This is a genomic window from Kaistella sp., from assembly GCF_049588135.1.
Taxonomy (GTDB): Bacteria; Bacteroidota; Bacteroidia; order Flavobacteriales; family Weeksellaceae; genus Kaistella.
The window spans coordinates 1-13,116 of sequence record NZ_JBAVFG010000070.1 but is presented as its reverse complement, the minus strand read 5'-3'; the positions used below and the strand labels follow the sequence as shown (position 1 = coordinate 13,116).

Here is a 13,116-nt window from a genome sequence, read left to right as displayed (position 1 = left end):
TATCCTTTTTTGAAGAGTTCTAAAACATACTTGAGCAATGTATGATCCGCTGAGGTATAGGGAATTCTGCATTGCTTGGTCTCGGTATCGAAATTGGAATACCTGATTTTCACAACAACCGTTGAAGTGAGCCATTTTTCCGTTCTTAACTGAAAAGCCAACTGCTCTACCATTCCCGACAATAGGCTTTTGATATTCTGAACATCTATGGTGTCTTCTGAAAAGGTATTTTCTTTAGAGATCGATTTTCTTTTAGAGTAGGGAAGAACAGGGGAGTCATCGATTCCGCGAGATTTCTCCCAAAGTACATTTCCGTTTTTTCCAATCAACTGCTGCAATACCTCAACAGGCATTTCAGAAAGGGTCTGGATTGTTTTGATACCCAATCTTGAAAATAGTTCGAAAGTTTTAGCCCCAACCATAGGAATCTTTTTTACCGAAAGTGGATTTAAGAAAGGTTGAATATTCTGTTCCCTGATCTCAAATCTCCCGATCGGTTTCGATTCTCCCGTTCCGATCTTGGACACTGTTTTATTCGTTGACAAAGCAAAGCTGATGGGCAATCCTGTGTTTTTTGTTACAGCCTCCGCAATTTCGGTCGTCCACTTGTAGCAGCCAAAAAACTGATCCATTCCTGATAAATCCAAATAAAATTCATCAATACTCGCTTTTTCCAATACCGGTACTTTTTCCTGAATAACCTCGGTGACCAAATGGGACATATTGGAGTAATGGTCCATATCGCCTTTGATGACTTTTGCTTCGGGACATAACCTTAATGCCATTTTAATGGGCATGGCACTTCGAACGCCAAAATACCTCGCTTCATAGGAGCAGGATGCTACCACACCACGGTCTCCACCTCCGATAATCACAGGTAATTTTTCCAATTGGGAGTTTTTTAGTCTTTCACAGGAAACGAAGAAGGTATCTAAATCCATGTGTACAATTGCACGATTCATTTGACAAAATTATCGCTATTTGTATCAATTTTCATTATATTTGTTGCTATAAATTATAACAATGTCAATTTTATCCGATAACATGCGCTTTTTGAGAACCATGCAAAAATTCTCTCAACAAAAAATTGCGGACACCCTTTTTATTACACGAGGTCGCTATGCAAAATACGAGGACGGAAGCTCCGAACCACCGATAGAAATTTTAATGCGAATTTCAAAGTATTTCAGCATTAGCATTGATCTTTTGGTTGGCGTAGATCTTAGAAAATATCCTTTAGAAGAAATGCTCAATCTTCCGGATAATCGTATTTTAGTTCCGATAACGGTGGATACTTCGGGGAATAATCAAATTGAAATTATTTCGCAAAAAGCGTCTATGGGTTACCTGAACGGTTACAGTGATCCTGATTATATTGAAAGCTTGCAAACCATTTCTTTACCATTTCTTAGAAACGGAAAATACCGCGCGTTTCCGGCAAGTGGCGATTCGATGCCGCCCTATAAAGACGGAACTTATATTGTCGGGAAATATGTTGAAAATTTAGCTGACCTCAAAACCGATAGAACCTATGTTTTTATCACCATAAATGATGGAATTATTTATAAAAGGTTTCAGTTTCATGAAGGCAATTTCATTTGTGTAAAGTCGGATAATAATTTTTATGAACCCCTAAAAATACCTCTAATTGAAATTAAAGAAATTTGGGAATTTGCTTGCAGTATCAATACTGAAGAATTTGACGCTGAAGAATTTTCTGGGCAAAATGTTCGAGGTTTATTTTTAGAATTAAAACAAGATATTAAGAAGATTGAGCATCAACTTTCAAGATAAGATTAAGATTTAATATCGGTATATCGAACGGAATTTTACCCAAAGATTGAACCCTTTGATGTCGGATTATGCCCATTACATTACTTTCAACGGGCTTTTATTTACCTCGTTTTGAAATTTCGCTCTAACGTTCGGGTATTTTTGCAGGCAGGCTAAAAATATGAAAACTTTCTACTTGCAAGAAATTAAATTAACCGCAAAATTCTCGATGAAAATTTCAATTCATCTTCTCGAAATAATGTATTTGTAAAGTTCGGAAATCATGAGACTTCGGAGAGCTCGTCGTCACAGATACGCCTTTTTTGTTAAGATCCGATTAATGATAATAGCTACTTCTTCAATTCATCAATTTTACTTTTCGCATCGGTAAATGCTGTTTCAAAGGTATCAACAGCGGACGCTTTTTTTCGACCGTATTCCCGCGGGAAGTACGAAAGCGGAGGTGACGCTGCGTTTCATCGATCTTGATGAGGGACAGGATTCGTTGGGATTTGTGGATGCAGTTTTTGAGGTTTTGCTTCCCTATTCGGAGTTTATCATTCCTGAGGATGAGAGATTTGGAGCTGTTCATGAAGGTCTGATGAAATTTGCTTTGATCCGGTTTTTTGACGGGAACGGGTTATTGTTGGTCGGGAAAACGGCGGTGATGCTGGATGTTAGATGTCCTCTACTTGTTTTGGAAGATTAAGGTGATTGTCTGCAAGAGGTATTTTTCGGTTATCGAAGTAAGGATTGGGGTAAATGAATTTGATTTTTCTTTATTCTTTTACTTTTTTCTTCCTTTTTTTTATTTGAGTCTGCGAACCTCTTCAAGGTTTTTCTTAACGCAAAAATTTCCTAAGTCGTTTTCAGGTCATTTTTAGATTGGAGTTTTGTGGGAAATTAAATTGACTTCGCTTCCGTGTTCTGAGGTTTTTATTCCTGAGAGTGGGGGATTTGGGGATGTTCATGAAGGTCTGTTGAAATTTGCGTTGATTCGGTTTTTTGACGGGAGCGGCTTATTGTTGGCGGGGAAAACGGCGGTGGTGTTGGGGTCATTTTTGGAAGGGTTATTTAACTAAAGTTCACCTCATAAGCAAATATTAAATTATTTTAATATTTGCATCTATTTCGTCCCAAATTTTTATTATATTTGGGACTATTATGAGGCCAAAAGTCGAACAACATATTTCAGATCAAATAGATACCCTAGAAAATGGGGCGATCTTTTTTGTGGATGATTTTTTAGATTTTGGAACTTCAGAAAGTGTGAAAAAAGCATTGCTGAGGCTTGAAGAAAAACAAAAAATAAAAAGACTATCTCATGGTATTTATTATAAGCCAAAACTCAGTAGAATTATTGGAGAACTCATTCCATCGATAGAAGATATTGCAAATGCTATTGCAAGAAGAGATCACGCCAGAATTATCCCTACCGGTGCTTTTGCAGAAAACATGTTGGGATTAACTACACAAGTTCCTATGAAGTTTACATTTCTTACGGACGGTGCTGCCAGAATTATTAAAGTGGGCAATCGAACAATCAATTTCAAATCTACAGTTCCCAAAAATTTAGCTACCAAAGGGAAAATTTCTACTTTGGTTATTCAGGCTTTGAAACAAATAAAAAAAGACCATGTAGATGAGATTATTTTGAATAAAATTAAGGAGCAATTAAAAAAGGAAAAAGAAAATAATATTCTTCACGATGCTAAACTTGCTCCAGCGTGGATTAGAGAAATCCTTTTAAAATCACTAAATAATGAATGATTGGTTTAGTTTAACTCAACAGGAACAATTCGAGATTATCAATGAGACTTCTGCTCAACTTGGCTTTCCCGAAGTGGTTATCGAAAAAGATTGGTGGGTTTGTATGGTTTTACGAGCTGTATTTCAATCGAAATTTGACAAACACATCGTATTCAAAGGAGGAACTTCATTAAGCAAAGCTTATGCTGTTATTGAAAGATTTTCCGAAGATGTTGATTTAATTATTGATTATCATTTTCTTGGTTTTCATGATTTTAAATCGAAATCGCAGATCAAAAAACTTCGCAAAGCTTCCGGGCATTTTGTTATTGGCGATTTCCGAGTGGAATTAATTGAGCAACTTAAAAAATTAGGGATTCCGGAAGAAATGTTCAGCATAGAGTTTGATTCCAAAATTGATGATACCAGTGACCCAAATACTTTGGAATTATCATATCAATCAGTTGTTCCAAGTGAAACCCATATTCAAAAGAAAGTGATTATTGAGATGGGAGCAAGAGCTTTATCAGAGCCTTCTGAGAAAAGAAAAATAAGCTCCTACCTCGATCAGCGTTTTCAAGACTATGATTTTGCTTATCTTGAATTTGATGTTGAAGTTACCATTCCAACCAAAACATTTCTGGAAAAAGTTTTTCTTCTGCATGAAGAATTTTCAAAACCGATCGAAAAAATTAGGCACCATAAATTGAGTCGTCATTTGTATGATTTAGATCGGCTCATGAATTCTGAATATGGTGAAAAAGCTATTGCCGACAAAAATCTCTTTAATAAGATTGTTGAATTTAGAGAACTGATGAATAATGGGAGAGGGATTTCTTTTGAAAATCATAAAAGGGATCGACTCAACATCATTCCTCCTGTGGAAGTGATTGATCTTTGGGAAGCAGATTATAGACAAATGCAAGAAAGTATGATTGTAGGTGATCGTTTACCTTTTAATGAACTTATTGAAAAAATGCAGATTATTCAGCGAAAATTTAAAAGCAATTCAATTTAATAGACTTATAACCAATGAGTATGGACTCGTCCTGAAATGGATGTTGTTTTTGAGGTTTTGCTTCCGTGTTCTGAGGTTATCATTCCTGAGCATGAGGGATTTGGGGATGTTCATGAAGGTCTGATGAAATTTGCGCTGATTCGGTTTTTTGATGGGAGCGGGTTATTGTTGGCGGGGAAAAGTGCGGTGGTTTTGGATGTTTGATGACGGATGCTGTGTCCTCTAATTGTTTTGGGAGATTGAGGTGATTGTCTGCAAGAGGTATTATTCGGTTATCCGGTATTCTAATGGAAAGAAAATATTTTATTTTTTAATTCTTTTACTTTTTGCTTCCTCTTTTATATTTTTTCAATGGAATCAGCGAACTTCCTTTGTCGGTTTGCTAAAAAGTTTTCATTCTTTTTTCCTTGATGAAAAAAGAACCAAAAAAATCAAGACTTGGATTTATTTGCTAAAAAATGAAAATTTCTTCAAAGAAAATCCCCAAACTTGCGCGGATCGGTAGGTCTCGCTTCGAATAGAGATTATTGCCGCGCTTCGGACAAAGGGGATTTTTATTCAGTTTTAAATAAGACAGTTTTTTTTAAGAAGAAATTTTCATTTTTCTTAACGCAAATAACTCCTAGGTCGGGAATTTCAGCTCATTTTTAGATCGAAGTTTTTGGTGAGGAATCAAATTCACTCCTTTGAGAGCTGGGAAAGTCTTCGTATTTTTATCAAGCCTGCAGAAATACCCACTGTTATGAAACTTAATGAATCGAAAAATTATTCGATGAAAACTTCATACTGCTGGTAGAAATATTATATTTGACTGTACTTTAGTCGGTGAACAATTATAAACGGCGATGAAGAATCATACGAAAATGGAGCATTTACAAAAATCTAAAACCAAAACATCAATTAAATGAATACCCTTAAAACTCCGGGCGTCTATATCATTGAAAAAAATGCATTCCCAAACTCCGTTGTAGAAGTGGCAACCGCAGTACCCGCTTTTATAGGCTATACCGAAAAGGCGAAAAATGGGTCTAAGTCTCTAATTAACCTACCCTTCAGAATCAGTTCCTTAGCCGAATACGAACAGTATTTTGGGAAAGCTCCCCGCAAAGACTTTAGGCTGGTAAAAACTGATGTTAACAGTTTAGGCCTATCTGCCCTTAAAGATCCCGGTAAATTTGACGCCGTAAAAAATTGCACTGAGGCGATCTTTAAACTAAGTGAGCCGGACGATATACAATACTATGGCCTGACCAGAAACTACCAATTCAATCTTTACTACCAGTTGCACTTTTTCTTTGCAAACGGTGGCGGCGCGTGTTACATTGTTTCAGTTAATGAAGGCTATAAGCAGGATTCGTTTTCTTACGATGCTTTGGTTGGAGGTATTGAACCTCTTCTGAAGGAACAGGAACCCACAATGGTTGTCATCCCCGAAGCAGTTTACCTTGAAGAACAGGAATGCTATGACCTGCAGACGGCGATGCTGCGTCACTGCGCAACTATGGGGAACAGAATTGCAATTCTGGATATCTATAATGGTGATCAATCAAGAAAAGATCCGGAAGCAGGCGACGTGATCACCACTTTCCGCGAAAAGATAGGAACTGAATTTCTAAATTATGCAGCGGCTTATTATCCCTGGCTGAATACTGCTATTATATCAGAGAAGAATTTAGGAATTAATTCTGTTTCAAACCTAGAAGACTTACAAAATATTCTGAAATCCGAAGCCGTTTTTCAAAAAGATGAAAAAAGAACACAACAATTATTAAACTTAGCGGGAAGGATCACCAAAGAAGGACCTGAAAGCCCATCTGAAAAGGAAGAGATCCACAAAATTCTACTACAACAGAGCGTTGCGTATGCAACAATTATGAAGAAAATAGCCCATGATATCAATCTGTTACCTCCTTCTTCTGCAATGGCTGGGATTTACACCTTGGTTGACAGCACGAAGGAAGTATGGAAAGCACCTGCAAATATTGGGCTATCGAGTGTTATAAGCCCGTCAGTTACTATTTCGCACGCCGATCAGGAAGATTTAAACCTGCCGCCGGATGGAAAAGCAATTAATGCGATCCGCTACTTTACAGGAGAAGGAATAAAAGTATGGGGTGCCCGCACACTGGATGGCAATTCCTTAGACTGGAGGTATATTAATGTCCGCAGAACGATGATCATGCTGGAAGAATCTATAAAATACGCAGCCAGATCTTTTGTGTTCGAACCCAACACCGCAAATACATGGGTAACGGTCCGCAGCATGGTAAGAAATTTCCTTACCGGGATATGGAAACGGGGAGGTCTTGCAGGAGCCGTCCCCGAAGATGCCTTCATTGTTTCTATAGGATTAGGGGAAACCATGACACCGGAAGATATTCTGGAAGGCATCATGAGAATTACAGTGCTGGTAGCTATTGCCAGACCTGCCGAATTCATTGAGATCACATTCCAACAACAAATGCAAAAAAGTTAAACGAACAAAATTAAACAATCATGGCAGGAGAAAAACAAGATAATGTATGGCCTTTACCAAAATTTTACTTCAAAGTAAAAATTGAAGACACAGAAGTAGCCTTTCAAGAAGTTTCGGGACTGGATATTGAAGCGCAGATCATTGAGTACAGGCATGGAGACCGCAGAGAATTTTCCACAGTCAAAATGCCCGGAATAAAAAAAACAGGAAATGTGACCCTAAAAAAAGGCGTTTTTGTTAAGGACAATTCTTTTTGGGATTGGTTTAGCCAGATCAGGATGAATACCATTGAAAGGAAAACAGTGGTGATTAGCCTGTTGGACGAAGGTGGAAATCCCACAATGGTATGGACGCTGAATAATGCCTGGCCAACAAAAATTACCGGGACTGACCTAAAATCTGATGGTAACGAAGTAGCAGTAGAAACCATAGAGGTAGCCCATGAAGGTCTTACAATAGAAAATAAATAAGGCACACGGTCAATATGGGAACAAAACGGGAACCGCCAACTGCATTTTACTTTCAGGTAACTATCGGTAATCACGAATATGCTTTCAAAGAAGTTTCCGGGCTAACCACAGAAACGGAAATGGAAGCCGGTATCAATAATTTTGCTCACCTTCTTCCTAATGAAATCTGAACGCAGTGAAGCAAAGCGGAATGCAGTGAGGAATCTTTTTTGTTTTTTAGAGCGGGGTCGAGAGAATTCCGGGACGGAGTTGACCGGATGGAGTTTGTAGATATGAAATTATCGAAGCATACGCCGTACAGTCCAAAAGTTTTAGTATTTTAGTGCATTCTTAGGGATTGTCAATCCTTAATCCCAAAAACCTTATTTTAAATGTCAGAAGAACAGAAAAGACAGTTGCAGCAGCAACTTTGGAATATTGCTAATACCCTGCGAGGGAAGATGGATGCTGATGAATTCCGGGATTATATTTTAGGATTTATTTTCTACAAATACCTTTCCGAAAAGATTCATTTCGTTGCCAATAAAATTTTAATGGACTCAGGAGAAGAGATTGATTATAATGATGTAGATGAATCTTCGGAAGAAGGAAAAGAAATTGTACAGGCCATTTATGATGAGGTGGTAGAAGATCTGGGTTACTTTTTGAAACCGTCCGAACTTTTCAGCAATATTGCCAAAAAAGGTTCCGGAAAAGAAGAAGGCAAATCTAATTTCATTCTTCCGGAACTTTCAAAAATTCTTACCAATATTGAGCAATCTACTTTGGGTACCGACAGTGAAGATGATTTTGATAATCTGTTTGAAGATTTGGATCTTACGTCTTCGAAGCTTGGAAAAACAGAAGTTGAAAAAAATGCGTTGATCTCGAAGGTGCTGTATCATCTTGATGAAATTGATTTCAATCTTTCCGACAGTAATGCAGATGTTCTGGGCGATGCTTATGAATATCTTATTTCGCAGTTTGCCAGCGGCGCTGGAAAAAAGGCCGGAGAATTCTACACCCCACAACAGGTTTCCACGATACTTTCACGGATTGTTACGAGTCGGAAAACGCAGTTAAAATCTGTTTACGATCCCACTTGCGGAAGCGGGTCTTTATTGCTTCGTGTTGCTAAAGAGGCAAAAGTAAGCGATTTTTACGGTCAGGAAATGAACCGTACCACTTACAATCTGGCGCGGATGAATATGATTCTGCATGGCGTGAATTACAGTAATTTCGATATTAAACAAGAAGATACCCTCGAAAAACCGCAGCATCTCGATAAAACTTTCGACGCCATTGTTGCCAATCCACCTTTCTCAGCAAAGTGGAGCAGTAATGAGTTGTTGCTTTTGGACGAAAGGTTTTCTCAATATGGAAGATTAGCACCTGCATCCAAAGCAGATTTCGCTTTCATTCAACACATGATTTATCATCTGGATGAAAACGGAATAATGGCAGTGGTAATGCCTCACGGAGTTTTATTCCGTGGAGCTGCTGAACTGGAAATCAGAAAATATTTAATTAAAGAGAAAAATTACCTCGATGCTGTCATCGGTTTGCCTGCCAATATTTTCTTTGGCACAAGCATCCCGACCTGTATTCTTGTGTTTAAAAAATGCAGAGAACAGGACGAAGATGTTCTGTTTGTAGATGCCAGTAAAGAATTTGAAAAACAAAAAAATCAAAATGTTCTGCGTCCCCAACATATCGACAAAATCGTCAATATGTATCAGGAAAGATCAACGGTAGAAAAATTTTCACACCTTGCCACTTTAAAGGAGATTGCAGACAATGACTATAACCTCAATATTCCACGGTATGTAGATACTTTTGAGGAAGAAGAAGAGATCGACATTCAGGCGGTGATGGCTGAAATTAAAGAGTTGGAAGCCAAACGTACTGAACTGGATTCTGAAATTAATGTTTATCTGAAAGAATTGGGATTGGTTTTTTCATAGTGCTGATTTTTAAATTGTTAAGTTATGAATGAAGATAAAAACATCATCATCTATAAAACGCAGGACGGTGAAACTTCGGTTTCACTTTATGCCAAAGATGGTTCTGTTTGGATGAGTCAAAGCCAGCTTGCCGAACTTTTTGACACCTCCAAACAAAATATAGGACAACATATCTCTAATGTTATAGAAGAGAGTGAGTTATCCGAAGATTCAGTTGTAAAGAATTACTTTACAACTGCCGCAGATGGTAAAAATTACAATGTTACTTTTTACAGTTTAGATATGATTCTTGCCATTGGTTTTCGGGTGAGAAGTAAACGTGGTACACAGTTCAGACAATGGGCAAACCGTAATCTGAAAGAATATATGATTAAGGGTTTTGTAATGGATGATGAACGCCTGAAAAACCCCGATGGAAGACCCGATTATTTTGATGAATTACTTGCCAGAATACGCGATGTACGTGCTTCCGAAAAGCGTTTTTATCAGAAAGTAAAAGATTTATTTGCTTTGAGCAGCGATTATGATACTTCCGACAAAGCCACACAGATGTTTTTTGCCGAAACCCAAAACAAATTACTCTTTGCCATTACCGGAAAAACGGCGGCAGAAATTATTGTAAGCCGCGCCAATCCGAACGAACCGAATATGGCATTGAACAGCTGGAAAGGGAACATCGTAAGAAAACAAGATATTTTCATTGCAAAAAATTATCTGAATGAAGATGAAATTGATAGCCTCAACCGTTTTGTAGTCGTGTTTCTGGAAACCGCAGAATTGAGAGCCAAAAACCGACAAGACCTTACGATGGATTTCTGGAAAGAAAATGTTGACAAAATCTTGGAACTGAATGACAAATCTATTCTACAAAATAAAGGAAGCATCAGCAATGCTCAAATGGAAAAAATGATAGAAAATGTATATCAAACCTTTGATGCACAACGAAAATCAGATGAAGCTATGAAAGCCGATCAAGAAGATTTAAATGATTTAAAAGTCTTAGAGCAGGAATTGAAAAGCAGGAGAAAATAAATCCTCAATTTTGATAGCAATAGCAAAAGAATAACCGAGATTATGAAAGAAAAACTAAAAGGTCAGAATTTTATTGATTGATGAGAGAATTTCAAAATCAATGAAAACAATTGAGGAATTGAAGTTATTTAAGAATACAATCGCTAAAAAGTTATTTTTACAAGAGTTGCGATTTAAAAGTGATAATGGGAATGATTTTCCAGATTGGGAGATTAAAAAATTAGAAAAAATTTTCTATTCTGAAAAAGGAAAAGGAATTTCAAAGAATAAAATAATTGATGATGGAAAGTATGAATGTATTTTATACGGTGAACTATATACGAAATATAATGAAGTAATATTTGAAGTTGTTAGTAAAACAAATACTCAAGAAGGTATAAAATCTAAAATCGGAGATTTACTTATTCCCAGTTCAACAACAACTACAGGAATAGATTTAGTAAATATAACTGCATTAAATAAAGAAAATGTATTGTTAGGTGGTGATATTACTATATTACGAACTACTGAAAAAATCAATAATGTTTTTTATGCTTATTATCTGTCAAATCATAAAAAAGATGAAATAGCAAGTTATGCCCAGGGCAGTACAATAGTTCACTTATATTATAGTCATATTAAAAATATGATTATTGATTTTCCATCTTTCGAAGAACAAAATAAAATTGCTCAATTTTTATCATCACTTGATGAGAAAATCACTTTAGAAATTGATTTATTAACTCAATATGAAATCCAAAAAAAATATTTATTAAGCAATCTTTTTGTCTGATCTAAAAATCAATTTCAAAATATTTTAAAATTGCTTTGTAATGATCTTGCGCTGTAAGGCAAGTATCTGTAAGGAATTCTTTTACTTTTTGCCATTCCTGCAAACCACGATAATAGAAGAGTTTTAAATCGTCATCAATGATAAAGGGTACAAAATTATGGGCAAGACATTCTTTAAACATAATCAGTCTTCCTACTCGTCCGTTTCCGTCTTGAAAAGGGTGAATAATTTCAAATTGATAGTGAAAATCTAAAATGTCTTCAAAGGTTTTATGTTCAATTTGATGATAATTAAAAAGAAGTTCTTCCATTTTAGAGTTTACTTCTTTTGGCGAACAGGTTTCGTTTCCACCAACTTCATTGGGCAGTTTTTTGTAATCCCCAACATTAAACCAATCTTTTTGACTATCAGAAGTTCCCGATTTTAAAAGAAAATGAAGCTCTTTAATCAACGATTCTGTAAGTTTGGATTTGGCTTTATCAATAATTAAATCAATACAACGAAAGTGATTGGTAGTTTCGATAATATCATCTACGTTGACGCTTTCTTTGGTTGCTCCAATGGTATTGGTTTCAAAAATGTAACGGGTTTGGTCGTGCGTTAATTTGCTGCCTTCTATTTTGTTGGAATTATAGGTTAAATCTATTTGAGTGCGGTGATAAATCCCGCCTTTCAACTTCATCTCTTGTTGTTCCTGAAGTGCTTGGAGCAACTTATTTTTTTCGGTTACTTTCTTTTTTCTTTTATCAGGTAAAACAGCATCTTCAGGAATATTCCACGTTTTTCCTGTGAGAAAAGAACCTTTTAATTTTCCTGTTGCACAATAATTTCTAACCGTTCTTTCGGGAAGATTCCTTTTTTTTGCAAACTCATTTACTGAAAGATAATTCATCGATTTTATTATTACAACTTGCCGTTATCGGCAAAAATACAATATAAATCACTTTATTTTTATTTTTTTTGCCGATAATATTATCTAAACAAATAAATTAATGAGAAGATATTTTTTTTGAAGTTCATACAGAGATAGAATTTTCTTTTCAGTTTCTATTTTATTATCGATTGCAGAAAGGAAGTTGGCAATTTTGGTTTGTTCTTCGTGAGAAGGTATTCTGATTTCCATTTCGGAAAGTGTTGATAATACAATATATGGAGTATTTCCTTCTTTCTTTTCAGAATAAATACGGCTTTGTAAAAAATTATCGAGGAAAAATTTTATATAAGTAATATTTTCTTCAAATTTATCAAGAACATATGTTCTTTGATAAGCATTAAATTTTCCTTTGTAATAATGGATATATCCAACATTTGCTCCATTCCCCGAAATTAGTAATGCTTCGGTATCAAAAGCATACTTATCTATTTGATAATATTCTTTTGCACATGTATAAAAACGATATTCCCCGTTTTTAACCATTGCGTTTGCATCTAATTTTCCTGTTGTTATTTTTGAAATATCCCCCAAGTATTTCTCTTTCCAATCATCAGTAAATTCTTTGAACCGCAGTTTTTGCGAGAAAAGTCTTTCAGATACGCCTTTCATTAAGGATTCTAATTCCTCAATTGTTTTCTTTTGGGTTGCGATTCGTTCGTTTATCAAAGATAAAAAGTTCGCAATTTTAGTTTGCTCGAAAATAGTAGGACTACTAAATTTTGTAGATTTCAAAATATTATTATACAATCTTTGAATCGTGCCACCTTCTGTATTATATTTTACAATTTGCAAAACATGAAACAAGAACTCATTGGTGATTTTGGTATTGTCATTTTCAATCCAAACAATATTAGAGTCTTGAAAATATGCATCTTCGCCATTATAAATAACGGTTCTGCCAATAGTTCCTGCGGCAGAAATTAAAATATCTCCTTTTTTTGGGAATGAG

14 protein-coding genes are annotated in these 13,116 nt (G+C 35.9%); 11 read left to right on the top strand and 3 right to left on the bottom strand.

The genetic code is table 11. From position 1 onward, the window contains the following. The coding region (gene dinB, locus WBY99_RS03745; RefSeq protein ID WP_423974997.1) for a DNA polymerase IV at positions 1–962 on the bottom strand (962 nt) is incomplete at its 3' end. A 61-nt stretch (positions 963–1,023) separates the two neighbouring features. Here dinB and WBY99_RS03740 point away from each other — a divergent pair. The 11 genes from WBY99_RS03740 (at position 1,024) to WBY99_RS03690 (ending at position 11,233) form a co-directional block, all read left to right on the top strand. Continuing rightward, positions 1,024–1,794 carry an XRE family transcriptional regulator gene (locus WBY99_RS03740; protein WP_423974996.1) on the top strand — a complete coding sequence of 257 codons (771 nt, stop codon included), beginning with the start codon at positions 1,024–1,026 and terminating at the stop codon, positions 1,792–1,794. A gap of 442 nt (positions 1,795–2,236) precedes the next feature. Next, positions 2,237–2,482 (top strand): hypothetical protein, encoded by a 246-nt coding sequence (locus tag WBY99_RS03735; RefSeq protein ID WP_423974995.1) that lies wholly within the window; start codon positions 2,237–2,239, stop codon positions 2,480–2,482. A gap of 455 nt (positions 2,483–2,937) precedes the next feature. After that, positions 2,938–3,543 (top strand): DUF6088 family protein, encoded by a 606-nt coding sequence (locus WBY99_RS03730; RefSeq protein ID WP_423974994.1) that lies wholly within the window; start codon positions 2,938–2,940, stop codon positions 3,541–3,543. After that, a complete protein-coding gene (locus WBY99_RS03725; RefSeq protein WP_423974993.1) occupies positions 3,536–4,540 on the top strand; it encodes a nucleotidyl transferase AbiEii/AbiGii toxin family protein in 1,005 nt (334 codons plus the stop codon). Before WBY99_RS03730 ends, WBY99_RS03725 begins: the two co-directional genes overlap by 8 nt. Before the next feature lie 36 nt (positions 4,541–4,576). Next, on the top strand, positions 4,577–4,744 hold the full coding sequence (locus WBY99_RS03720; protein ID WP_423974992.1) for a hypothetical protein: 168 nt from the start codon (positions 4,577–4,579) through the stop codon (positions 4,742–4,744). Between the two features lie 700 nt (positions 4,745–5,444). Continuing rightward, positions 5,445–7,016 (top strand): phage tail sheath family protein, encoded by a 1,572-nt coding sequence (locus WBY99_RS03715; RefSeq protein ID WP_423974991.1) that lies wholly within the window; start codon positions 5,445–5,447, stop codon positions 7,014–7,016. Positions 7,017–7,036: 20 nt separating this feature from the next. Continuing rightward, a complete protein-coding gene (locus WBY99_RS03710) occupies positions 7,037–7,486 on the top strand; it encodes a phage tail protein (protein ID WP_423974990.1) in 450 nt (149 codons plus the stop codon). A gap of 14 nt (positions 7,487–7,500) precedes the next feature. After that, the gene (locus tag WBY99_RS03705; protein ID WP_423974989.1) at positions 7,501–7,656 is read left to right on the top strand and encodes a hypothetical protein; all 156 of its coding nucleotides are present in this window, start codon (positions 7,501–7,503) and stop codon (positions 7,654–7,656) included. A gap of 201 nt (positions 7,657–7,857) precedes the next feature. Beyond that, positions 7,858–9,429 carry a type I restriction-modification system subunit M gene (locus WBY99_RS03700; protein WP_423974988.1) on the top strand — a complete coding sequence of 524 codons (1,572 nt, stop codon included), beginning with the start codon at positions 7,858–7,860 and terminating at the stop codon, positions 9,427–9,429. A gap of 24 nt (positions 9,430–9,453) precedes the next feature. Further along, complete coding sequence (locus WBY99_RS03695) at positions 9,454–10,461, top strand: virulence RhuM family protein (protein ID WP_423974987.1); 1,008 nt, start codon at positions 9,454–9,456, stop codon at positions 10,459–10,461. 100 nt (positions 10,462–10,561) lie between these two features. Further along, positions 10,562–11,233, top strand: a complete 672-nt coding sequence (locus WBY99_RS03690) for a restriction endonuclease subunit S (protein WP_423974986.1) — start codon at positions 10,562–10,564, stop codon at positions 11,231–11,233. Between the two features lies 1 nt (position 11,234). Here WBY99_RS03690 and WBY99_RS03685 read toward each other — a convergent pair whose 3' ends face one another. Then, positions 11,235–12,125, bottom strand: a complete 891-nt coding sequence (locus WBY99_RS03685) for a Fic family protein (RefSeq protein ID WP_423974985.1) — start codon at positions 12,123–12,125, stop codon at positions 11,235–11,237. An 84-nt stretch (positions 12,126–12,209) separates the two neighbouring features. Then, positions 12,210–13,116: restriction endonuclease subunit S (locus tag WBY99_RS03680; protein ID WP_423974984.1), on the bottom strand; the 907-nt coding region annotated here is incomplete at its 5' end.

Excerpts from the sequence above, each read along its gene's own strand:
- WBY99_RS03740 (WP_423974996.1), top strand. The coding sequence starts at position 1,024 with ATGTCAATTTTATCCGATAACATGCGCTTTTTGAGAACCATGCAAAAA.
- WBY99_RS03730 (WP_423974994.1), top strand. The coding sequence starts at position 2,938 with ATGAGGCCAAAAGTCGAACAACATATTTCAGATCAAATAGATACCCTA.
- WBY99_RS03725 (WP_423974993.1), top strand. The coding sequence starts at position 3,536 with ATGAATGATTGGTTTAGTTTAACTCAACAGGAACAATTCGAGATTATC.
- WBY99_RS03720 (WP_423974992.1), top strand. The coding sequence starts at position 4,577 with ATGGATGTTGTTTTTGAGGTTTTGCTTCCGTGTTCTGAGGTTATCATT.
- WBY99_RS03715 (WP_423974991.1), top strand. The coding sequence starts at position 5,445 with ATGAATACCCTTAAAACTCCGGGCGTCTATATCATTGAAAAAAATGCA.
- WBY99_RS03710 (WP_423974990.1), top strand. The coding sequence starts at position 7,037 with ATGGCAGGAGAAAAACAAGATAATGTATGGCCTTTACCAAAATTTTAC.
- WBY99_RS03705 (WP_423974989.1), top strand. The coding sequence starts at position 7,501 with ATGGGAACAAAACGGGAACCGCCAACTGCATTTTACTTTCAGGTAACT.
- WBY99_RS03700 (WP_423974988.1), top strand. The coding sequence starts at position 7,858 with ATGTCAGAAGAACAGAAAAGACAGTTGCAGCAGCAACTTTGGAATATT.
- WBY99_RS03695 (WP_423974987.1), top strand. The coding sequence starts at position 9,454 with ATGAATGAAGATAAAAACATCATCATCTATAAAACGCAGGACGGTGAA.
- WBY99_RS03690 (WP_423974986.1), top strand. The coding sequence starts at position 10,562 with ATGAAAACAATTGAGGAATTGAAGTTATTTAAGAATACAATCGCTAAA.
- WBY99_RS03685 (WP_423974985.1), bottom strand. The coding sequence starts at position 12,125 with ATGAATTATCTTTCAGTAAATGAGTTTGCAAAAAAAAGGAATCTTCCC.